Origin of the sequence: Streptomyces sp. NPDC127177 (assembly GCF_042672475.1) — a bacterium.
In the GTDB taxonomy this organism is placed as follows: domain Bacteria; phylum Actinomycetota; class Actinomycetes; order Streptomycetales; family Streptomycetaceae; genus Streptomyces.
In genome coordinates this window covers 55,750-78,569 of record NZ_JBHXUW010000031.1, presented here as the reverse complement: position 1 = coordinate 78,569, position 22,820 = coordinate 55,750, and the positions used below count along the sequence as shown (strand labels likewise).

Here is a 22,820-nt window from a genome sequence, read left to right as displayed (position 1 = left end):
CAAGCGCCGGAGGGGCTGGGTTGGCGCAGCGCTCCTCAAGCGCCGGAGGGGCTGGGTTGGCGCAGCGCTCCTCAGGCGCCGGAGGGGCTTGATTGGCGCGGCGCTCTGAGTGGTTCTGGCGGGCGTTGTGGCTCCCTTCTGTCCTGGAGTGCTCTGCGGGGCCCGCGTGTGGTCCTGCGGCCCTTGCGCGGCCCTGGGGGGCCCTCCCGGCTCGGCGCCGCCCCTGTGCAGGCCACAGGGGCGGCGGCCGGTCAGGACGGGCGGCGGGCCGGGGCGCTGCCCAGTTCCACTGCGGCGCAGCGCCAGCGGAGGTCCGGGCCCTGTTCCAGGCGGAAGGCCATGGCCCGGACCTGTTCGCCCGCCGCGATGCTCGCGCAGGCCTCCACCACGCCCGGGGCCGGCTGGGCGCCGCGGCACATGCGGATCACGGGGCGGGCGCCGCGGCTCCTGAGAGGGGTGGTGGGGGCCAGTTCGGCAAGTTGGTCGTAGGCCTCGCCGATGGTGTGGCCGAGCATCCAGTGCACCGGGCGCTGGCCGCTGAGGACGGCCAGGAGGCGTTCCGCGAACCACTGGTGGGGGCGGACGCGCCGGGGTGTCCGGTGGCGTTGCGGGGGGACCGTTTCGGGCCTGCGTGCGTCGTGGCGTCCGGCGGGCCGGGTCCTGTTCATGGTCACTGTTCATCGCCCCCGTGCTTCAGAGGCCCGGTGGAATACCGGGCGGTAACTTCTGCTGTGGATCTTCTACGGGGGTGGCGACCCGGCCGCAAGCATCGACAGGGCCGGGGGAGGAGGGCGGGGAATTCACCTATCCGGGGGGCGGACCCGGTTCGGCGGGAGGCGCGGGGACGGGCCGGGCAGGGTGAGGGGCGGTCGCCGGGTGGACGGGGCGGGCCCCGTACAGGTAACCCCAAAGGGGGACGCCGCACGTATCCTGAGGGCGTCTCCGACTACGAAAGCGGCCAAGCCATGCGCGTGTACGTCCCCCTGACCCTCTCCGGTCTCGCAGCGGCGCACAGGGCGGGCGAGCTCGGCCCCGGTCCGCTCACCGCCTACGCGGTGACTCCCGGGCTGCGTGAGTGGTACGTCTCCGACGACATCGAGGAGCTGGAGTACGCGGCGCTCAACCGGGCCGCGTCCGCGTCGCTGCGGATGATCGCCGGCGACCCGGACGCCACCCGCCGTCGGGTCGTCGTCGCCGTCGATGTGCCGGACGGGGACGCGGTCGCCGACCCCGACCACATCCTGGACGCCTCCTCGCTCGGTGAGGTCACGATCGCCTCCGCCGTGACGCTTGCCAAGGCCGCCGCGGTGCACGTCGACTCGGACGACGCCGACAAGGACGTCACGGCGGCCGCGGCGGCTCTGGGGGCGGCCGACCTGGGCGACGACGACGCCCAGTTCACCGTGGACGGCGCCGAGGACCACGAGCTGCTCTGGTTCGGTATCCAGGAGATTCCGAACCTGATCGCCTGATCGCCTGAGGGCGGGGAGCGGGCCGGACGGGCCGTCGCTGTCCGTCGGCTGTCCGTTTGTCAGTGGCGGCGGGTATTTTTCTTGGCATGGGGACGCAGGGGAAGAACCGCACGCATCTGGTCTGGGACTGGAACGGCACGCTGCTCGACGACAACATCGCGGTCGTCGGGGCGACGAACGCCGCGTTCATGGAGGTCGGCGTCGCGCCGATCACCCTGGACCAGTACCGGGAGACGTACTGCGTCCCGATACCCCGGTTCTACGAACGCCTGATGGGCCGGCTGCCCACGGACGCCGAGTGGGACCGGATGGATCTGGTCTTCCACCGCCACTACACCGAGCAGCGGGAAGCCTGCGGGCTCACCGAGGGTGCCGCCGAGCTGCTCGCGCAGTGGCAGCGGGCCGGCCGGAGCCAGTCCCTGCTGAGCATGTACGGGCACGACGAGCTCGTCCCCGTGGTGCGGGGGTACGGCATCGAACCCCACTTCGTGCGTGTCGACGGGCGCACCGGGCGGTCCGGCGGCAGCAAGGCCCAGTACATGGAGCGGCATTTCGCGGCCCTGGACGGGATATCCCCGGAGCACACGGTGATCATCGGGGACGCCGTCGACGATGCGGTGGCAGCCGCCCATGTCGGCGCGAGAGCGGTGCTCTACACCGGCGGATCACACAGCCGGACCAGTCTGGAGGCGGCCGGAGTGCCCGTCGTGGACACCCTGGCCGAAGCGGCGGCCCTGGCCGAGCAACTGGCCGGGTAGCCGCGGCGGCGCCGCCGTCCCCGGGTCCGGTACCGGTGTCCCCCCGGTGCCGGTGCAGACCCGGTACCGGTGCAGACCCGGTGCCGGTGCACGCCCGGTTCGGGTGCGGCGGTCGGGCGCCGGGCTGTGACCTTGCGGTGCGGGGCCGGGGCCCGGCCGTGACCCGGCGGTCCTTGAGGGCGGGGCATGGCGGTACCGGAGTGCGTCGGCACCGTCCGGAGCGCTGTCCAGAGTGTCAAAGTTCGCGGCCTTCTTTTGTACACATACGGCTCGTGACGGCCATGGGTACGGGGGAGATAGCCTGGACCCCGTGATCAGCGCGATACGCCTCGGGGGCAGTGAAGCCCCCGGCCTGCGCCCGGAGCGCCACAGCGCCCGGGCCCCGACTGATCCCCTCAGCCCGGCCCGACTGCCAAAAATGGCCAATAAGGTCCCGGGCGTCTCTCATAGCGGCATAGCGTCGACTCAGACCGGAAACCCCGTGTCGTGGCGGTACGTCGTCTTTTTCACCTACGTCACGCAACGGCGCGCGACAGGAGCCAGAGGACATGCAGACCAAGCTGGACGAAGCCAAGGCCGAGCTGCTCGCACGGGCCGCCAAGGTAGCTGACAACAGCCCGGGCGGTGGTGTCGGTGGCCCGGGCGGTGCCCCCCGGGTGCACGTCGCGGCCGCCGGCGCCGACAACGGCACCGGGGCCGGGCAGGAGCGTCACGGCCGGGACGTACTGCTCGCCTATCTCCAGCGCTACTACCTCCACACCGCTCCGGAGGACATCGGCGGCCGGGACCCGGTCGACGTCTTCGGCGCCGCTTCCTCCCACTACCGGCTGGCGGAGAACCGCCCGCAGGGCACGGCGAACGTCCGGGTGCACACCCCGACCGTCGAGGAGAACGGCTGGACGTGCAGCCACACCGTCGTCGAGGTCGTCACGGACGACATGCCGTTCCTCGTCGACTCCGTCACCAACGAGCTGTCCCGACAGGGGCGCGGCATCCACGTCGTGATCCACCCGCAGGTCATCGTCCGGCGCGATGTGGCCGGCAAGCTGATCGAGGTCCTCACCGAAGGCGCCGGGATCTCGACCGGCCCGCAGAACGGGCGCAAGAACGCCAAGGGGGCGAAGGACGCCAAGGCCGAGCTGCCGCACGACGCGCTCGTCGAGTCCTGGATCCACGTCGAGATCGACCGTGAGTCCGACCGCGCCGACCTCAAGCAGATCCAGGCCGACCTGTTGCGGGTGCTGTCCGACGTACGGGAGACCGTCGAGGACTGGGAGAAGATGCGGGACGCCGCGCTGCGCATCGCCGACGACCTGCCCGGCGAGCCGCTCGACGACCTCGCCGACGACGAGGTCAACGAGGCCAGGGAACTGCTGCGCTGGCTCGCCGCCGACCACTTCACCTTCCTCGGCTACCGCGAGTACGAGCTGAAGGACTCCGACGCGCTGGCCGCCGTACCCGGCACCGGCCTCGGCATCCTGCGCTCCGACCCGCAGCACACCGAGGACGAGGCGCACCCGGTCAGCCCCTCCTTCGACCGGCTGCCCGCCGACGCCCGTGCCAAGGCGCGCGAGCACAGGCTCCTCATCCTGACCAAGGCCAACAGCCGGGCGACCGTGCACCGCCCCAGCTACCTCGACTACGTCGGTGTGAAGAAGTTCGACGCCGAGGGCAACGTCATCGGTGAGCGCCGCTTCCTCGGACTGTTCTCGTCCGCCGCCTACACCGAGTCCGTGCGCCGGGTGCCCGTCATCCGCCGCAAGGTCGCCGAGGTGCTGGAGGGCGCGGGCTTCACGTACAACAGCCACGACGGCCGCGACCTGCTCCAGATCCTGGAGACGTACCCGCGCGACGAGCTGTTCCAGACCCCGCCCGACCAGCTGCGCTCCGTCGTCACCTCGGTGCTCTACCTCCAGGAGCGGCGCCGGCTCCGGCTCTACCTGCGCCAGGACGAGTACGGGCGCTACTACTCCGCGATCGTCTACCTGCCGCGTGACCGCTACACGACCGGTGTGCGCCTGCGGCTGATCGACATCCTCAAGGAGGAGCTGAACGGCACCAGCGTCGACTTCACCGCCTGGAACACCGAGTCGATCCTCTCCAGGCTGCACTTCGTCGTCCGGGTCGCCCCCGGCAGCGAGCTCGTCGGTCTCACCGACGCCGAAGCAGACCGCATCGAGGCACGGCTCGTCGAGGCCGCCCGCTCCTGGGCCGACGGCTTCCAGGAGGCGCTGAACGCCGAATGCGGCGAGGAGCGCGCCGCCGAGCTGCTGCGCAACTACGGGCACTCGTTCCCCGAGGGCTACAAGGCCGACCACTCGGCGCGTGCCGCCGTCGCCGACCTGGTCCACCTCGAAGCGCTCAAGCAGAACGAGCGGGACTTCGCCCTCAGCCTGTACGAGCCGGTCGGCGCCGCCCCCGGCGAACGCCGCTTCAAGATCTACCGGACCGGCGAACAGGTCTCCCTGTCGGCCGTCCTCCCGGCGCTCCAGCGACTGGGCGTCGAGGTCGTCGACGAGCGCCCCTACGAGCTGCGCTGCGCGGACCGCACACACGCCTGGATCTACGACTTCGGGCTGCGGATGCCGCAGGCCACGGGCAACGGCAGCTATCTGGCCGACGACGCCCGCGAGCGGTTCCAGGAGGCCTTCGCGGCCGTGTGGACCGGCGAGGCCGAGAACGACGGCTTCAACTCGCTGGTGCTGGGCGCCGGTCTGAACTGGCGGCAGGCGATGGTGCTGCGCGCCTACGCGAAGTACCTGCGCCAGGCCGGATCGACCTTCAGCCAGGACTACATGGAGAGCACCCTCCAGAACAACGTCCACACCACCCGGCTGCTGGTCTCCCTCTTCGAGGCCCGGATGTCGCCGGGCCGCCAGAGCGCGGGCACGGAGCTGACCGACGGTCTCCTCGAAGAGCTCGACGGAGCCCTGGACCAGGTCGCCTCGCTCGACGAGGACCGGATCCTGCGGTCCTTCCTCACCGTCATCAAGGCCACCCTGCGGACGAATTTCTTCCAGCACGCGGACAGCGGCCTGCCGCACAACTACGTGTCGATGAAGTTCGACCCGCAGTCCATCCCGGACCTCCCGGCGCCCCGTCCGGCGTTCGAGATCTGGGTCTACTCGCCGCGCGTCGAGGGCGTCCACCTGCGCTTCGGCAAGGTCGCCCGCGGTGGTCTGCGCTGGTCGGACCGGCGCGAGGACTTCCGCACCGAGATCCTCGGCCTGGTCAAGGCGCAGATGGTGAAGAACACCGTCATCGTGCCGGTCGGGGCCAAGGGCGGCTTCGTCGCCAAGCAGCTCCCCGACCCGGCCGTCGACCGTGACGCCTGGCTGGCCGAGGGCGTCGCCTCGTACCGCACCTTCATCTCGGCGCTGCTCGACATCACCGACAACATGGTGGCCGGCGAGGTCGTGCCGCCCAAGGACGTCGTCCGACACGACGAGGACGACACCTACCTCGTCGTCGCCGCGGACAAGGGCACGGCGAAGTTCTCCGACATCGCCAACGAGGTCGCCGTCGCGTACGGCTTCTGGCTGGGTGACGCGTTCGCGTCCGGAGGCTCCGCCGGCTACGACCACAAGGGCATGGGCATCACCGCCCGGGGCGCCTGGGAGTCCGTCAAGCGGCACTTCCGCGAGCTCGGCCACGACACCCAGACCGAGGACTTCACCGTCGTCGGCGTCGGTGACATGTCGGGTGACGTCTTCGGCAACGGGATGCTGCTCTCCGAGCACATCCGGCTCGTCGCGGCCTTCGACCACCGGCACATCTTCATCGACCCGAAGCCGGACGCCGAGGTCTCCTACGCCGAGCGGCGCCGCCTCTTCGACCTGCCGCGCAGCTCGTGGGCCGACTACAAGAAGGAGCTGATCTCCGCGGGCGGTGGCATCCACCCGCGCAGCGCCAAGTCGATCCCGGTCAACGCGCACATGCGTGAGGCGCTCGGTATCGAGTCCAAGGTCACCAAGATGACGCCCGCGGACCTGATGCAGACCATCCTCGGGGCCCGCGTCGACCTGCTGTGGAACGGCGGCATCGGCACGTACATCAAGTCCTCCGCCGAGTCGAACGCGGACGTCGGCGACAAGGCCAACGACGCGATCCGCGTCAACGGCGAGGACCTGCGGGCCAAGGTCGTCGGCGAGGGCGGCAACCTCGGCGCCACCCAGCTCGGCCGGATCGAGTTCGCACGGACCGGCGGCCGGATCAACACCGACGCGATCGACAACAGCGCCGGTGTGGACACCTCCGACCACGAGGTGAACATCAAGATCCTGCTCAACGGTCTGGTGCGGGACGGCGACATGACCGTCAAGCAGCGCAACAAGCTGCTGGCCGAGATGACCGACGAGATCGGCCATCTGGTGCTGCGCAACAACTACGCGCAGAACACGGCGCTCTCCAACGCGGTCGCGCAGGCGCCCTCGCTGCTCCACGCCCACCAGCGGTTCATGCGCCGGCTCGGCCGCGACGGTCACCTCGACCGGGCGCTGGAGTTCCTGCCCACCGACCGGCAGATCCGCGAACTGCTGAGCGGCGGCAAGGGGCTCAGCCAGCCCGAGCTGGCCGTGCTGCTCGCCTACACGAAGATCACGGCGGCGCAGGAGCTGATCGGGACGAGCCTGCCGGACGACGCGTACCTGCAGAAGCTGCTGCACGCGTACTTCCCGCGGCAGCTGCGCGAGCTGTACCCCGAGGCGGTCGACGGGCACGCGCTGCGGCGCGAGATCATCACCACGGTGCTGGTCAACGACACGGTGAACAGCGGTGGTTCCACGTTCCTGCACCGGCTGCGTGAGGAGACCGGGGCATCGATCGAGGAGATCGTGCGGGCGCAGGTCGCGGCGCGCGAGATCTTCGGGCTCGGCCGGGTGTGGGACGCCGTGGAGGCGCTCGACAACCGGGTGTCCGCCGATGTGCAGACGCGGATCAGGCTGCACTCGCGGCGGCTCGTCGAGCGGGGTTCGCGCTGGCTGCTCGGCAACCGGCCGCAGCCGCTGGAGATCGCCGGGACGATCGACTTCTTCCGGACCGGTGTCGAGCAGGTCTGGGGCGAGCTGCCCAAGATGCTGATGGGTGCCGACCAGGAGTGGTACCGGTCGATCCTGAACGAGCTCACCGAGGCCGGGGTCCCGGACGAGCTGGCGCAGCGCGTCGCCGGGTTCTCGTCCGCCTTCCCGGCGCTCGACATCGTGGCGATCGCGGACCGCACGGACAAGGACCCGCTGTCCGTCGCCGAGGTGTACTACGACCTCGCGGACCGGCTGGGCATCACCCAGCTGATGGACCGGATCATCGATCTGCCGCGGGCCGACCGCTGGCAGTCGATGGCCCGTGCGTCCATCCGCGAGGACCTGTACGCGGCGCACGCGGCGCTCACGGGTGACGTGCTGAGTGTGGGCAACGGGGGGTCCACGCCGCAGGAGCGGTTCGAGGCGTGGGAGGAGAAGAACGCGGCGATTCTGACTCGGTCGCGGTCCACGTTGGAGGAGATCCAGGGGTCGGACGCGTTCGATCTGGCGAACCTGTCCGTGGCCATGCGGACGATGCGGACGTTGCTGCGTACGCACGCGTAGCGCGGTGAGGGCGAGGCGGCTGCCGGGTGTGTCCGGTGGCCGCCTCGCCCTCGATCGCCGGACGGGCTCGAAATGGTGCCGGCGCGGACCCTGGCGCGGGAGTCGCCCTCGATCGCCGGACCGGCTCGTTCTGCCGGGGCGGGCCTGATCTGCCGCGGCGGGCTTGGGGGAGGCAGCCGGGCTGGGGTGGTTACTTCCTGTTGGTGAACTTCTCGTAGGCCGCCACGACTTCTTTCGCCGGGCCGTCCATGCGCAGCGTTCCCGCCTCCAGCCAGATCGCCCGGTCGCAGGTCTCGGTGATCGACTTGTTGTTGTGGCTGACCAGGAAGACCGTGCCGGCCTGCTGGCGCAGTTCGATGATCCGGTCCTTGCTGCGGCGCTGGAACTTCGCGTCGCCCGTGGACAGGGCCTCGTCGATCAGCAGGACGTCGTGGTCCTTCGCCGCGGCGATCGAGAAGCGCAGCCTGGCCCCCATGCCGGAGGAGTACGTGCGCATCGGAAGGGTGATGAAGTCGCCCTTCTCGTTGATCCCGGAGAAGTCGACGATGTCCTCGTAGCGCTCGCGGATCTCGTCGCGGGTCATGCCCATCGCGAGTCCGCCGAGGACGACGTTGCGCTCGCCGGTCAGATCGCTCATCAGCGCCGCGTTGACCCCGAGCAGCGAGGGCTGGCCCTGGGTGTGGACGCGGCCCTTCGTGGCGGGCAGCAGTCCGGCGATGGCCTTCAGCAGGGTGGACTTCCCCGAGCCGTTGGAGCCGATCAGGCCGATCGCCTCCCCTTTGTACGCGGCGAAGCTGACCCCCTTCACGGCGTGCACCTCGCGCACCCCGGGCGCCTGCCGGCGCGAGGTGATCCGGCTGAGGGCCGAGGTGGCGCTGCCCTTGCCGGTGCGGGCGCCGTTGACCTTGTACGTGATGTGGACGTCGTCGACGACGACCGTCGGTGCTCCGGGCTCCGTGCGCTCAGCCACGTCCGTAACTCTCCTCGGCCTTCCAGAAGTAGATGAATCCGCCCACGCCGCACACCAGGGCCCAGCTCGCGGCGATGGCCCACACGTGCGGGGGCAACTGGTCGCTGCCGAAGCTGTCGATGAGCGCGAACCGCATCAGGTTGATGAAGACGGCGGCCGGATTGACCTCCAGCGCCAGCTTCACCAGGTGCGGGACCCGGCCGCCCTGGAGCATCGTGCCGACGCTCCACATGACGCCCGACGCGTACATCCAGGTGCGCAGGACGAACGGCGTCAGCTGGGCGATGTCCGGGGTCCGTGCGGCCAGCCGGGCCATGACCATCGAGATGCCGGTGTTGAACACGGCCTGCAGCGCCAGGGCGGGTACGGCCAGCAGCCAGGAGGGCCGCGGGTACTGGCCGAACGCCAGCAGGATCAGCGCCAGGGCGCCCAGCGAGAAGAGGAGCTGCTGGAGCTGTTGCAGGGCCAGGGCGATCGGCAGTGAGGCGCGCGGGAAGTGCAGGGCCCGTACGAGCCCGATGTTGCCGCTGATCGCCCGGGTGCCGACCGTGATCGAGCTGCTGGTGAAGGTCCAGATGAAGACGCCGGTGACCAGGAAGGGGACGTAGTCGGGGACTCCGTGCTTCGTCTTCATCAGGACGCCGAAGATGAAGTAGTAGACCGTCGCGTTGAGCAGCGGGGTCATGATCTGCCAGATCTGGCCGAGCTTCGCCTGGCTGTACTGGGCGGTGAGCTTGGCGGTGGCGAACGCCGTGATGAAGTGCCGGCGTCCCCACAGCTGCCGGACGTACGCCGGCAGGGTCGGCCTCGCCCCGCTCACGGTCAGCCCGTGCCGGGCGGCGAGGTCGGCGAGTTCCCCCGGTGCGTACACGGGCCGGAACCCGGTCGGCGGCGGAGTGTCCGCCGGGGCCGCCGGGGCTGTTGTCTGGCTCACCACGATCGCTTTCGTCGGGGGCAGGAACACACACAGGCGACGGAACGGAACCGTATCGTCGCAACGCCGAGGGTAGGACGCGTTGACGTCGCAACGCAACCGTTTCGTCGTCACGGACTATGATTCGGGGATGAACACCGACCCGGGAAGCCGCCGCCGTGCCCCCGCCGGAGCCGCCGTGCTGCGCGAGGACGTGACCGACGCGATCCGCAGCGCGGTGTTCGAGGAGCTCGCCGCGGTCGGCTTCGCCCGGATGTCCATCGAGGGCATCGCCCGGCGCGCGGGCGTCGGCAAGACCGCGGTCTACCGCCGCTGGAAGTCCAAGCTGCACCTGGTCCTGGACCTGGTCTCCGCCGTCGCCGTGCAGGGGATGCCCGCCCCGGCCACCGGCTCGCTCCACGGGGACGTCCGCGCCGTGCTCGAACTGGCCGCCTACGCCCTGCGCCACCCGCTCGCCTCCCAGGTCATCCCGGACCTGCTCGTCGAGGCGGCCCGCAACCCTGAGATCTCCGACACCATCAAGGCCGCCCTGTTCGACCCGCAGCTGGGCATCGCGGCCGTCGTCGTACGGGACGCCGTCGCCCGCGGGGAACTGCCCGAGGGCAGTGACCCCGACCGGGCCCTCGATCTCATCGTCGGCCCGCTCTACTGGCGCCTCGCGGTGGTCCGGGGCGAGCTGCCCGCGGGGTACCTGGACGATCTGGCGGCCTCGGCCGTGGCCGCGCTGACCCGCTGACCCTCCGGAGCGGGCGCGCGACGGAACCGGTCGCGCGCCCCTTACGTCTTCTCTCGTGGCAGGCGCGTGATCCCGAGCGCGTCCGCCACTCCGGTTGCGCTTCGGGCCGGGGTATGAGTGTGTTTTTTAGTGCTGCCGGTCCATCGGATAGTCTGGTGACGGGCCGCCCACCGGGCCTCCCGGAGCATGCGCCACACCGTGCTCCCGGGCCGTCCGGGCGAAGCCCCTGGCACCGCCGTCACCGCCGAGGACGAACCCTGGAACGGAGCGGCTTTGTCCACGGGGCGAGCACGGTGCAGGCGTTGTCACTCGTTCGGGACCGTAACCGGTGACCCCCGACCGTTCACACGGTTGAGCCATACGGACAGCCAGGCCCCCGATGAACGGACGTGCTCAACATGCCGCCACGGCTCAGTGTCGTTGTCCCCGTCTACAACGTCGAGCTCTTCCTGACGGACTGCCTGAAGTCCCTCGCGGAGCAGACCATGACCGACCTCGAGGTGGTGATGGTCGACGACGGGTCCACCGACGGCAGCGCCGCCCTGGCGGCCGAGTTCGCCGCGACGGACGACCGCTTCCGCCTGGTGAGCCAGGAGAACGGCGGACTGGGGCACGCGCGTAACACCGGTGTCCGCAACTGCGACCCGGAGAGCCGTTATCTCGCCTTCGTCGACAGTGACGACATCATCCCGCCGAACGCCTACGAGCTGCTCGTCGGGGCGCTGGAGGAGACCGGCTCCGACCTGGCCTCCGGCAACGTGCTGCGGCTCCGCGCAGGCGGAAAGCTCCAGCAGTCGCCGATGTTCCGCAAGCCCATGGCCACGACCCGGCTGCGCACCCACGTCTCCCGTGACCTGGATCTCCTCGGCGACCGCATCGCCTGCAACAAGGTCTTCCGCCGCTCCTTCTGGGACAAGCACGCGTTCGCCTTCCCGGTCGGCGCGCTCTACGAGGACATCCCGGTCGTCCTGCCGGCCCACTTCCTGGCCGGCTCCGTCGACATCGTGAAGGACCCCGTCTACCACTGGCGGGACCGCCCCGGCTCGATCACCACCAGCCGGGCCGTCGTCCGCGGTGTCCGCGACCGGGTGGCGCACGTGCAGGGGGTCTCCACCTTCCTGGCGGAGAACCGCCCGGCCGCCGACAAGAACCACTACGAGGCGCACGCGCTGGCCAACGACCTCTGGTACTTCATGGAGGTGCTGCCGGACGGCGACCAGGAGTACCGGGACGCCTTCCTGACGCACTGCAACGCGTTCCTCGACCAGGTCGACCCCTCGGTCCTCGACGGAATCCCGCTGCGTCTGCGCCTGATGTGGCACCTGGTGCGCGAGCGCCGGATGGACGAGCTGCTGGCCCTGCTCGCCTTCGACAAGCGTGAGCCGGGCGCCTTCGGCGTGCGCGGGGTACGCCGCCGGCAGGCCAGCTACCCGGTGCTGAAGCGGCCCGTGCCGGCCCAGGTGCTGCGCGTGGCCGACCGCGACCTCCCGCTCGCCGCCCGGCTGCGGGACGCGCAGTGGCGCGACGGCAAGCTGCACCTCACGGGGTACGCCTACATCCGCAACCTGCCCGTCGCCTCGGGCCCCAGCGAGTTCCGGATCGGCTGGCTGCGGGCCGGCCGGCGCCATGTGGTGCCGCTGCGGCTGCGCAGGACCGACGAGCCGGAGGCCACCGCACGCTCCCGCCAGAGCCTGCACGACTACGACCGCGCGGGCTTCGAGGCGGTCATCGACCCGGCGAAGCTCCGGATCTCCGCCGACGGCAGCCCCAAGCAGCTCACCTGGCGTCTGGAGGTCGGCATCGCCAGGAACGGCCTGCTGCGCCGCGCCTTCCCCTCCGTCCGTGAGGCCTCGGCCGCGCCGCCCGTGTACCGGCCGGACGGGGACCACCGGATCGTTCCCGCCTTCGAGGGCGACAAGCTGGTGCTGCACGCGGAGCGGATCGACGCCCGGTTCGAGACCCACCGCGCGGGCGACACCTCCGGCACCGTCCTGGTGTCCGGCATGGTCCGCGACCGTCTCGCCAAGGGCGACCTGCGCCTGGCGCTCACGCACAAGGCCACCGGCGCCGCCTACGACGTCCCGGTCACCGTGGGCGAGGGCACCGAGTCCGCGGCCGCCGGCTGGCGCCGCTTCACCGCCGAACTCCCGCTCGCGGCCGTCACCGAGGCCCGCTCCACGGCGGACGACACCACGAAGAACCTCGGTTACAGCGTCCACCTGGTCGGACCCACGGACCAGCGGACACCGGTCGACGTGCCCGGCCCCGTGCTGCCCGGCCGCTACCCGCTCGGTGACGGCGAGGAGGGCGTGCGCCGCGAGCTCGCCTTCGTCACGAGTTCCCGCGGGAACCTGCTGATCAGCGATCGCAGCGTGCAGCCCTCCGTCGAGCTGGCGAGCTGGACCGAGGACGGGCAGCTGTTCCTGGAGGGCACCTTCCCGGAGGACCCCGAACACCCCGTCGAGCTGGTCGCCCAGAACAGCAGCCACCGCGAGGAGGCGACGTTCCCGGTCGAGTTCACCGGCGCGCGGGACGCCCGCCGCTTCCGGGCCGAGCTGCGGCCGGACGCCGTCGAGGGACCCGGCGGCCCGCTCCCCCTGGGCGAGGGCAACTGGTACTTCTTCTTCCGTGAGAAGGGCGCCGGCGACGAGAGCGGCGACACCGCGCTGCGCATCCCGGCCTCCGCGTTCCGCACCCTGCCCGCCGTCCGCCGGCTCGCCGGGCGCGACTACACCATCGAACGGCGCTTCGGCGACCAGCTGCTGGTCGTCTCCGGCCCGGTGCTCACCGCATCGGAGCGAGGCCTGCGGGCCAAGAAGCTGCTCAGCGACTCCTACGCGGCCAAGCGCACCGCGCCGCTGCGCGAGGCGGCTCTCTACAGCACCTTCGACGGCCGCCAGTTCTCCGACTCGCCGCGTGCGGTCTACGAGGAGCTGGTCGCCAGGGGCGTCGAGCTGGAGCACCTGTGGGTCGTCCGCGACCAGCAGGCCATCATCCCCGCGGGCGCAACCGCGGTGGAACACGGCTCGGCCGCCTGGCACGACGCGCTGGCCCGCAGCCGGTACGTCGTCACCAACACGCAGCTGCCCGAGTGGTTCGTGCGCCGCGAGGACCAGACGGTCGTCCAGACCTGGCACGGCACCCCGCTCAAGCGCATCGGCCTCGAACTCGCCGGCACCATCCAGGCGAACGCCGGCTACATCGCCACGCTCAAGCAGCGGGCCGGCCAGTGGAACTTCCTGGTCTCCCCGAACACCTTCTCCACCCCCGTCCTGCGCCGCTCGTTCGGCTTCGAGGGCGAGGTCCTGGAGTGCGGCTATCCCCGTAACGACATCTTCCACGCCGCCGACCGCACGAAGGTCGCCGAGGTGGTGCGGGAGAAGCTGGGGATCGCCAAGGACAAGCGGGTCGTGCTGTACGCGCCGACCTGGCGCGAGGACCAGCAGCTGGGCGGCGGGCGCTACTCGCTGGGCCTCCAGCTCGACCTGGCCGCGGCCGAACGCGAACTGGGCGCGGACACCGTCCTCCTGGTGCGCCGTCACTACATGGTCACCGACCGGCTCCCGGACAGCGGAACCGGTTTCGTCCGTGACGTCTCGCGCTACCCGGACGTCGGCGAGCTGATGCTGATCAGCGACGTGCTGGTCACCGACTACTCCTCGCTGATGTTCGACTTCGCCCAGACCGGCCGTCCGATGCTCTTCCACACCTACGACCTGGAGCACTACCGCGACACGCTGCGCGGATTCAGCTTCGACTTCGAGACGCGGGCCCCCGGCCCGCTGATCCCGGGCTCCGACGACCTGATCGAGGCCCTGCGCGACCCGGAACGGGCCATCGCGGGACACGCGGAGGCGTACGAGGCATTTCGGCGGGACTTCTGCGACCTCGACGACGGCCGTGCGACCGCCCGGGTGGTCGACCGGATGCTGTAGTCCGCTTCTCGCGCGAATCATCGCCCCCCGAGGGGCACATGTGCCCGGCCGGTATCCATACCGGCCGGGCACCGGCGTGTGGTGAACCGTGGTGCGGACCGGTGGTGAACGGGAATTGACGCACGGACCGTACGAACGGCGTGAACCGTTCGAGTGATTCGGCATTCCCGGCGTTTGTACAGATACGCAGCGCATCCGACCCGCACGGGGCATAAGTGTGTTCATCGGTGCGTCGCATAGCGTCGCCGGGTTGCTACGTTCTGTTTTCATGGGTATCCGAATGCGGTGCGAATCCTGGGGCGTGCGACGCGCGAGAGCCGTTGTGCTCGTCGCCGCGGCCGTGGGCCTCCTGACTCGCATGATCATCGCGGCGAATGTGCCGGGCCCTGCCGATGTGCGCATCTTCGCCGGGTTCGCCAAGGCCATCACCGTGTACGGGCCCATTCGGATCTATGAGCACCCGCTGCCCGGACTGCCCGTCTACAACCACCCGCCGCTGGCCGGCTGGATGCTGCTCGGACTGAACGGCCTTTCCGAACTCGGCATGTCGTTCGGCACGCTCATCCGCTCACCCGCGTCGATCGCCGATTTCCTCTGCGCGCTCCTCGTGTTCGAAATCGTCCGCAGGCGCGCCACCCAGACCTCCGCGGTGCTGTGCGGCATCGGCGTGGCTGTCAGCCCCGTACTGATCGCCACCTCCGGCTACCACGGCAACACCGACGCGGTCGCCATCGTGTTCGCCCTGGCCGCCGCCCATCTGCTGGCCGACCGGAAGTCGCCGCTCGCGGCCGGGGTGGCCGCGGCGCTCTCGATCAGCGTCAAGTTCATCCCCGCGGTGGTGATCCCCGCGCTGTTCGTCGCCGCGCTGCGCGGCGGCCGGCCGGTCCTGGTCCGTTTCGCCGCCGGGTTCGGCGCGCTGTTCGCCCTCGTGTGGGGGCCGGTGCTGGTGACCGTGCCGCAGGACCTCAAGGCGAACGTCCTGGAGTACGCGGGCGGCAGCTACCGCCTCTGGGGGCTCGTACGGTTCGCCGACGCCTTCGGGCTGCCGGAGTCCGTCATCACCTTCATGCAGGGCGGCGGCCACTTCCTCTTCGTGCTCGTCTGTGTCGCGGCGGGCGCCTGGCTGGCCTGGCTGCGGCCCGCGCAGCTGCCCGGGGTCGTCGCCGTCACCCTGGCCCTGCTGCTGCTCCTGTCGCCCGCCTCGGGCCTGCAGTACCTCACCTGGGCCGCCGCCGGAACGTTCGTCCTCGGGCTCCGCGAAGGGCTCGCGTTCAACGGCGTGGCCGGTCTGCTGGCCGTGTTCGGCTACAGCGGACGCTCCGCCGTGCGCTGGAGCGAGCCGGTGCTCGAACTGGGCGCGGCCGGATGGCTCGTCCTCGCGGCCGGCCTCGCCACCGGCGTCCGCCGGATCCTCGCCACACAGCCGGGCACGCCCCCGCAGGCCCCCGCCGGGCGCTCGGCGCTCTCCGCTCCCCGTACCACGCAGGCTTCCGGATCCGCCGTCAACTGACCGCGCACACCGGCGCTTCACCCGCCCACAGACCCGTCCCCGACACCGGCACCGAGCATCGAGCGCAACTGGAGAACGCCCCGTGAAGGAAAGCCCGAGCCCCAGGATCGGCATCCTGGTGGTCGCGTACAACGCGGAGACAACGCTGGAGAAGACCCTCGACCGGATTCCGGAGGACTTCCGCTCCCGGGTCGACGAGATTCTCATTCTCGATGACGCGAGTCATGACGCGACCTTCACCGCCGGCTGCCGCTGGTCCCAGGCGGAGGGAATGCCACGGACCGTCGTGATGAGGCACACCAAGAACCTCGGATACGGCGGAAACCAGAAGGCGGGATACGCACTGGCGGCCGCACACGGACTGGACATCATCGTGCTCCTGCACGGCGACGGACAGTACGCCCCCGAGCTGCTCCCCGAAATGGTCGCCCCCATCGAACGCGGCGAATGCGAAGCCGTGTTCGGATCGCGGATGATGAAGTCCGGCCACGCTCTCAAGGGCGGAATGCCGGTCTACAAATGGCTGGGCAACCGCATCCTGACCCGGCTGGAGAACGGTCTGCTCGGTTCGCGGCTGACCGAATTCCACTCGGGGTACCGCGCGTACAGCGTCGAGGCGCTGAAGCGGCTGCCCATCGACCGGAACACCGACGCCTTCGACTTCGACACCCAGATCATCGTCCAGCTCATCAACGAGGGAATGCGGATCAAGGAGATCCCCGTACCCACGTACTACGGCGACGAGATCTGCTACGTCAACGGCATGAAGTACGCGAAGGACGTCGTCAAGGACGTCCTCGAATACCGGCTGGCGGTCAAGGGGTTCGGCACCTGCGCCTGGATCCCCAAGCCCGTCGAGTACGCCTTCAAGGAGGGCGACGGCTCCTCGCACGCCGTCATCCTGGAGAAGATGCGCAAGCTGCCCCCGGGCCGGGTCCTGGACCTCGGCTGTTCCGGCGGTCTGTTCGCCGAGCGGCTGGAGGCACTGGGCCACGAGGTGACCGGGGTGGACTACGTCGAGGTCCCCGGAGTGCGCGAGAAGTGCACCCACTTCCACCTCGCGAACCTGGAGGAGGGTCTGCCGGTCGAGGTCGGCGTCGACTTCGACTACGTCGTCGCCGGCGACGTCATCGAGCACCTCTCCCGCCCCGAGCGGGTCCTCACCGAGGTGGCCACCGTGCTCCGCCCCGGCGGCCAGGTGCTGCTGTCCGTACCGAACTTCAGCCACTGGTACTCACGGCTGCGGGTCGCGATCGGCGCCTTCGACTACGACCGCCGCGGCATCCTCGACGAGACACATCTGCGGTTCTTCACCCGGGCCAGTCTGCGCCGCACCGTGCGCAACGCGGGCTACGACGTCCTGGACATCGCGTCGACGGGGGCGCCGTTCTGGTCGCTGCTCGGGCGCGGCCCGCTCGCCGCGGTACTCGGCGGACTGTCGAGGCTGCTGACCCGGATCAGGCCGACACTGTTCGGCTATCAGCACGTCGCACTGCTCACCCCGCATGCGGCCGAGACGATCATCGCTGGAGAGCACGTCGATGTACAGGACATCCTCAACCGACAGTACGTCCCTGCCGACCGGGTCGGCGTCTGAGGCGACCGTCCCCCCACCCACCGCCGCCCCCGCGGCCGGGAACCCGGCCGCCGTCGTCAGGAGCAAGGTCTTGACCCTTCCCAGTCTGCTGCTGCTGCTGTTCGCCGTGTTCTCGTCCGCGGGCGGCCAGATCATGCTCAAGCACGGGATGAAGGGCGCCGCGGCCACCGCCGGGGAGCACGGAGGCTCCGTCGCACTGCGGGCCGCCACCAGCCCCTGGGTGGTCGTGGGCCTGGTGGTCTTCGCCGTCTCCGCCCTCGCCTGGATGTCGACCCTGGCCAAGGTGCCGCTCTCCATCGCGTACCCGTTCAACGCACTCGGCTATCTGCTGATCGTGCTGGCCGGGGCGACCGTGCTGCACGAGCGGACCTCGATGTGGACCTGGGGCGGCTCGCTGCTCGTGGTCGTCGGCCTCGCCACCGTCATGGCGGGCCAGCAACGCTGAGCCCGCCCGTCCCATGCCGAAGGGCCCGCCACCGGAACGCTCCGGTGGCGGGCCCTTCGGCATGGACGGCTCGGTCAGACGGCTCCGGGCGCCTCGGGCTCCTCGCCCAGCAGGACCCGGCGCACCACACGCTCGGCGGCGCGGCCGTCGTCGTACGGGCAGAACCGGGCGCGGAAGGCCTTCAGCAGCGCCTCGTTGGCCGGGCTGTCCCAGCTGCCGTCGGTGAACGCCTGCGCGAGCTCCTCCGTCGTCGTCGCGACGGCGCCCGGGGTCTCACCGGGCTTGCCGGAGAGCAGGTCGAAGACGACACCGCGGACCGTGCGGTAGGTCTCCCAGTCCGGGGCGTGCACCACGATCGGGCGGTTCAGGTGGGCGTAGTCGAACATCACCGACGAGTAGTCCGTGATCAGCGCGTCCGCGGCCAGGCAGAGGTCCTCGATCCGCGGGTGGTCGCTGACGTCGATGATCTGCGCGTTGTCCGGGAGCCCGGCGCCGCCGTAGAAGTAGTGCGCGCGCACCATGACCACGGTGTCCGGGCCGACGACCTCGCAGAACCGCGCCAGGTCCAGACGGCTGTTGAAGCCGGACTCGTAGTCCCGGTGGGTGGGCGCGTACAGCAGGGCGCGCTGGCCGGGGCGGATACCGAGGCCCTCGCGGATCGTGTCGATCTGCTCCTGCGTCGCCGTCGCGAAGACGTCGTTGCGGGGGTAGCCCGTCTCCAGCGAGCGCGCGGCGCTCGGGTAGGCGCGGGACCACACCTCGGTGGAGTGCGGGTTGGCGGAGACGCTCCAGTCCCACCGGTCGACGCGCTTGAGCAGCCGGTCGAAGTTGAGCCCCTGCGCGGCCGCCGGGTAGTTCTGCTGGTCCATCCCCATGATCTTCAGCGGGGTGCCGTGGTGGGTCATCACGTGGATCTGGCCGGGGCGCTTGACCAGGTGGTCGGCGAAGTTCACGTTGTTGAAGAAGTACGTGGCACGGGCCAGCGCCGCCCAGTAGCGGCGGGTGCCGGGCACCACGTAGTCGATGCCCTTGGGCAGCGAGTCCACCTGGTTCTTCGACACCACCCAGACCCCGTGGATGTCGGGGGCCAGCTCCTGGGCCTTGCGGTAGATCGCCTCGGGGTTGCAGCTCACGCCGCGGTTCCAGTACGCCGCGTAGACGGCGAGCTTCGGGTCCAGCGGAAGCTTGCGCTGCGCCTTGTAGTAGCGCGAGGTGAACGACTTCTTCGCCTTCGCACGGGCCGTGGTGGGTGCGGAACGCAGGCCGCGGCGGGTGGCGAGGGCGGTGTCCAGGGCGCCGAGCGCGGCGTACTTCCCGCCGCTCATCAGCTGCGGCCGGAGCCCCTTCGCGCCGCCCGGGAACTTGAATCCGTCGGGGCGGTGGGCGCTGTGGAAGGAGGCGACGGCGGTCACGTACTGCCTGCGGCGCTTGGTCACCGACGGGTACGCGGACAGGAGCTCCTGGATGGCCCGGTCGAAGAGCAGCTTGCGCACCGGGCTCAGGGCGGGCCGCGCCTCCACGAACGTCATCAGGTCCGCGTAGGCGTCGACCAGCTCCAGCGGCGTCGTGCCGGCCGACGGCTCAGCCTCGTCCGTGAGACCGGGCAGATAGCGCTGCTGGCGGTGCTCGACGCAGGCGGCGCCCAGCGTGGCGACGGAACCGGCGGCGGCGAGCGCCTTCAGCGCGTACATGCGCTCACCGTGCTGCCCGGGGCCGAAGGCCAGGTTCTCGCTCTCGGCGACCGTGCGGCGCACCGCACGGTTCCAGGAGACGGGCGCGATGTCGAGGAGGTCGGTGCGCGCGGCCAGGGTGTGCGGGCCCTCGGGCATGCCGCTCAGCAGCTCCAGCGACCGGGTCGTGCGGGTCTTGCCGCGGAAGGGCCGCTTGCGGTGGCCGAAGACCAGCACATCGGGGTCGCCGGTGGAGTCCAGCCGGTCGGCGATCTCCTGCAGGGCGTTCGGCAGGTAGATGTAGTGGCCCTCCAGGAACAGGAGGTAGTCACCGGTGGCCCGCTCGGCCCCGGCGTTGCGCCGGCCGTGGGCTCCGGCGCCCTCGGGCAGATGGATGGCCTGGACTCTGCTGTCCCGAGCGGCGAACTCGTCCAGCACCAGTCCCGAGCCGTCCGGGGCGCCGTCATCCACACCGATCACCTCGAAGTCCGTGAAGGACTGCGAGAGCACCGACTCCAGGCACTCGCGCAGGCTTCCTCGGGCGCGGCGGACGGGGATGATGACACTCAGCCGGGGCATACAGACTCTTTCTCGGACTGTGCGTACTGGGGGGCGCACACAGATTACTGCGGGGCGCTCAGCAGAACGGGCAGGGGGCTGACAAGGGTGCGGTGGCAAAGAGGCGGGCGGGTCGGCCCCTGCTGGCGGCAGGTCGGCCGCACGGCTGATAAAAGGCCCCACTTATCATACTACCCAGGCCCTTAAGTGAACCTTGGACATCCGCGGGGCCCGTGCCACCTGGATTTGTCCGGTCACGCGGGCGGGGCAGCCCATGGTTCCGGTGGACTGCCCCGCGTGGACGCGTAACTACGTACGAGGGCGTGGATCACGCCCGGACCGCTACTTGACCGCGCCCGCCATGACACCGGAGACGAACTGTCTCTGGAAGGCGAAGAACACCGCCAGCGGGATCACCATCGAGACGAAGGCGCCGGGCGCCAGGACGTCGATGTTGTTGCCGAACTGCCTCACCTGCTGCTGGAGTGCGACCGTGATCGGCGGGGAGTCGGAATCCGCGAAGATCAGGGCGACCAGCATGTCGTTCCACACCCACAGGAACTGGAAGATCCCGAGCGAGGCGATCGCGGGCCCGCCCAGCGGCATCACGACCCGGGTGAAGAGCCGGATCTCGCCCGCGCCGTCCAGCCTGGCCGCCTCCAGCAGCTCCCTCGGGATCTCCGCGAAGAAGTTGCGCAGGAGGAAGATCGCGAAGGGCAGACCGAACGCGGTGTGGAAGATGATCACGCCGAAGGTCGTCTCGAAGATGCCGACCGCTCCGAAGAGCTTGGAGACCGGGATCAGGGCGACCTGCACCGGGACCACCAACAGCCCCACCACGACCAGGAACCACCAGTCGCGGCCCGGGAAGTCCATCCAGGCGAAGGCGTATCCGGCGAGCGATCCGATGACCACGACCAGGAGCGTCGAAGGAACGGTGATCATGATCGTGCTGAACAGCGAATCGGTGAACGTCGAGTTGTCGAGCAGCCGGGAGTAGTTGTCGAGGGTCACCTCGGACGGAGCGGTGAAGACCTTCCACCAGCCGGTCGCCGCGATCTTGTCCGGGCTGCGCAGCGAGGACAGCAGCAGTCCGATGGTGGGCATCAGCCAGAACAGGGCCACCAGGACCAGCACGACGCGCATCACGCCGCCGCCGGCCCGTGCCGCGAGCCGGGCGCCGATCGACCGCCCGGCCTTCGCCGTGCCCGTGCCGGTGCCTGCCCCGGCGGGCGGGGCCGTGGTCGAGGGTGTCGTCATCGGCGCCCCTCCTTCCGTATCCGCCTGATGTTGAAGAGCATCACCGGGACCACCAGCAGCAGCAGGAGTACGGCGATGGCGCTGCCGATCCCCAGGTCCGCGTCCGTGCCGAACGAGGACCGGTAGAGCTGGAGCGCCAGTACGTTCGCGTCGTCCTGCGAGGAGCCGGGCGCGATGATGAAGACCAGGTCGAAGACCTTCAGCACGTTGATCATCAGCGTCACCAGCACCACCGCGAGGACCGGGGCGAGCATCGGCACCGTGATCCGGCGGAACACCTGCCACTCGTTGGCCCCGTCGACCCGGGCCGCTTCGAGGAGTTCGCGCGGCAGACCCGCCAGGCCGGCCGCGATCAGCACCATGGCGAAGCCCGCCCACATCCAGACGTAACTGCCGATGATGCCGGGCGTCACGAGGGACGGGCCGAGCCAGTCGACCCCGTTGTACGGCTCCTTGAAGTTGGCGGCCGGGAGCCGGAGTTCGGCGCCGTCCGCCGACGCGGGCAGGGTGAACGTACCGTCGGCCGCCGCGGTGGCCGACGCGACCACCTCGCCGCCCTTGACCGCCTCGACCTTGATGCCCTTGAGGCCCAGCTCCTGGGCGTCGATGACGTTGGGCTTTCCGCCGCCGCCCTTGGTGAAGTCCAGCCAGGCGGTGCCACTGATCCTGCCGTCACCGGCCGCCCCGGGGGCCCGTGCCGGCTTCGCGTCGCCGGGCATCTTCGCGGGCGCCACCCCGACCAGCGGCAGCTGGACCGGTTCACCGGCCCGGACCGGCACCTTCGTCACGAAGGCACCGCCGCCCGCAGCCTTCAGCGGATGCACGGGCAGCGGATGCGCCTTGGGGAAGCCGGCCGACTCGGCGAACGTGTCGTGCACGCCCACCCATACGGCGTTGGCGACCCCGCGCTCCGGCGCCTGGTCGTACACCAGCCGGAAGATGATGCCCGCGGCGAGCATCGAGATCGCCATCGGCATGAAGACGATCAGCTTGAACGCCGTGCCCCAGCGGATGCGTTCGGTCAGCACCGCGAAGATCAGGCCGAGCGCGGTGGAGACGGTGGGTGCGAAGACCACCCAGATCGCGTTGTTCTTGACCGCCGTACGGATGGTGTCATCCGTGAACAGCGCCTTGTAGTTGTCGAATCCGGCGAAACCGGTGCCCGCCTGGTCGAAGAACGACCGGTAGACGGAGTACAGGATCGGGTACACCACGAGCGCGCCGAGCAGGATCAGCGCGGGCGCCAGGAACAGCGCCGCGATGACTCTGCGGGTGCCGGTCACGCTCCTGCGGCTGCGCACCCGGCGGGTGGGCGGCTCTCCGGACGGCTTGCGGGGGGCGGGGACCGAGGTCCCGCCGGACCGTTGGGTGTCGGCGGGGGGCGCCTCGTCGG

At 70.4% G+C, this 22,820-nt stretch carries 14 protein-coding genes; 8 read left to right on the top strand and 6 right to left on the bottom strand.

The window, feature by feature from the left end:
• Positions 1–251: 251 nt before the first annotated feature.
• On the bottom strand, positions 252–674 hold the full coding sequence (locus ACFVJX_RS20360) for an Rv3235 family protein (protein WP_384136341.1): 423 nt from the start codon (positions 672–674) through the stop codon (positions 252–254).
• A gap of 291 nt (positions 675–965) precedes the next feature.
• Between ACFVJX_RS20360 and ACFVJX_RS20355 the strand changes: the two genes are divergently transcribed.
• The 3 genes from ACFVJX_RS20355 to ACFVJX_RS20345 all read left to right on the top strand — a co-directional run bounded on the left by ACFVJX_RS20355 (position 966) and on the right by ACFVJX_RS20345 (position 7,812).
• On the top strand, positions 966–1,472 hold the full coding sequence (locus tag ACFVJX_RS20355; protein ID WP_384136343.1) for a DUF6912 family protein: 507 nt from the start codon (positions 966–968) through the stop codon (positions 1,470–1,472).
• Between the two features lie 86 nt (positions 1,473–1,558).
• Complete coding sequence (locus ACFVJX_RS20350) at positions 1,559–2,230, top strand: HAD family hydrolase (RefSeq protein WP_384136344.1); 672 nt, start codon at positions 1,559–1,561, stop codon at positions 2,228–2,230.
• Between the two features lie 548 nt (positions 2,231–2,778).
• Positions 2,779–7,812, top strand: a complete 5,034-nt coding sequence (locus ACFVJX_RS20345) for an NAD-glutamate dehydrogenase (protein ID WP_384136346.1) — start codon at positions 2,779–2,781, stop codon at positions 7,810–7,812.
• Positions 7,813–8,002: 190 nt separating this feature from the next.
• Here the strand turns inward: ACFVJX_RS20345 and ACFVJX_RS20340 are convergent, their stop codons facing one another.
• Positions 8,003–8,782: an ABC transporter ATP-binding protein gene (locus ACFVJX_RS20340; protein WP_384136347.1), complete on the bottom strand. Its 780-nt coding sequence runs from the start codon at positions 8,780–8,782 to the stop codon at positions 8,003–8,005.
• Positions 8,775–9,716, bottom strand: coding sequence for an ABC transporter permease (locus ACFVJX_RS20335; protein WP_384136349.1), 942 nt, complete (start codon positions 9,714–9,716; stop codon positions 8,775–8,777). Before ACFVJX_RS20335 ends, ACFVJX_RS20340 begins: the two co-directional genes overlap by 8 nt.
• A gap of 130 nt (positions 9,717–9,846) precedes the next feature.
• Here ACFVJX_RS20335 and ACFVJX_RS20330 point away from each other — a divergent pair, with 130 nt between their 5' ends.
• The 5 genes from ACFVJX_RS20330 (at position 9,847) to ACFVJX_RS20310 (ending at position 17,939) form a co-directional block, all read left to right on the top strand.
• Entirely contained in the window at positions 9,847–10,452 is a 606-nt protein-coding gene (locus ACFVJX_RS20330; RefSeq protein WP_384136351.1) for a TetR/AcrR family transcriptional regulator, read from the top strand.
• 389 nt (positions 10,453–10,841) lie between these two features.
• A complete protein-coding gene (locus ACFVJX_RS20325; protein WP_385745274.1) occupies positions 10,842–14,387 on the top strand; it encodes a CDP-glycerol glycerophosphotransferase family protein in 3,546 nt (1,181 codons plus the stop codon).
• Between the two features lie 358 nt (positions 14,388–14,745).
• Positions 14,746–15,897: a glycosyltransferase family 39 protein gene (locus ACFVJX_RS20320; RefSeq protein ID WP_384136354.1), complete on the top strand. Its 1,152-nt coding sequence runs from the start codon at positions 14,746–14,748 to the stop codon at positions 15,895–15,897.
• 82 nt (positions 15,898–15,979) lie between these two features.
• Positions 15,980–17,494, top strand: a complete 1,515-nt coding sequence (locus tag ACFVJX_RS20315) for a methyltransferase domain-containing protein (protein ID WP_384136356.1) — start codon at positions 15,980–15,982, stop codon at positions 17,492–17,494.
• Between the two features lie 70 nt (positions 17,495–17,564).
• On the top strand, positions 17,565–17,939 hold the full coding sequence (locus ACFVJX_RS20310; RefSeq protein ID WP_384136357.1) for a hypothetical protein: 375 nt from the start codon (positions 17,565–17,567) through the stop codon (positions 17,937–17,939).
• A 74-nt stretch (positions 17,940–18,013) separates the two neighbouring features.
• On the opposite strand, the gene ACFVJX_RS20305 is transcribed toward ACFVJX_RS20310, so the two are convergent.
• From ACFVJX_RS20305 to ACFVJX_RS20295, 3 genes are all read right to left on the bottom strand, one after another.
• Positions 18,014–20,188 (bottom strand): CDP-glycerol glycerophosphotransferase family protein, encoded by a 2,175-nt coding sequence (locus ACFVJX_RS20305; protein WP_384132678.1) that lies wholly within the window; start codon positions 20,186–20,188, stop codon positions 18,014–18,016.
• A 321-nt stretch (positions 20,189–20,509) separates the two neighbouring features.
• On the bottom strand, positions 20,510–21,427 hold the full coding sequence (locus tag ACFVJX_RS20300) for a carbohydrate ABC transporter permease (RefSeq protein ID WP_384132681.1): 918 nt from the start codon (positions 21,425–21,427) through the stop codon (positions 20,510–20,512).
• Entirely contained in the window at positions 21,424–22,710 is a 1,287-nt protein-coding gene (locus ACFVJX_RS20295; RefSeq protein WP_384132786.1) for a carbohydrate ABC transporter permease, read from the bottom strand. Before ACFVJX_RS20295 ends, ACFVJX_RS20300 begins: the two co-directional genes overlap by 4 nt.
• Positions 22,711–22,820 lie beyond the last annotated feature (110 nt).

Bases quoted from the DNA above. Each gene is read 5' to 3' on its own strand.
- ACFVJX_RS20355 (WP_384136343.1), top strand. From the start codon at position 966: ATGCGCGTGTACGTCCCCCTGACCCTCTCCGGTCTCGCAGCGGCGCAC.
- ACFVJX_RS20305 (WP_384132678.1), bottom strand. From the start codon at position 20,188: ATGCCCCGGCTGAGTGTCATCATCCCCGTCCGCCGCGCCCGAGGAAGC.
- ACFVJX_RS20330 (WP_384136351.1), top strand. From the start codon at position 9,847: ATGAACACCGACCCGGGAAGCCGCCGCCGTGCCCCCGCCGGAGCCGCC.
- ACFVJX_RS20345 (WP_384136346.1), top strand. From the start codon at position 2,779: ATGCAGACCAAGCTGGACGAAGCCAAGGCCGAGCTGCTCGCACGGGCC.
- ACFVJX_RS20320 (WP_384136354.1), top strand. From the start codon at position 14,746: ATGATCATCGCGGCGAATGTGCCGGGCCCTGCCGATGTGCGCATCTTC.
- ACFVJX_RS20350 (WP_384136344.1), top strand. From the start codon at position 1,559: ATGGGGACGCAGGGGAAGAACCGCACGCATCTGGTCTGGGACTGGAAC.
- ACFVJX_RS20300 (WP_384132681.1), bottom strand. From the start codon at position 21,427: ATGACGACACCCTCGACCACGGCCCCGCCCGCCGGGGCAGGCACCGGC.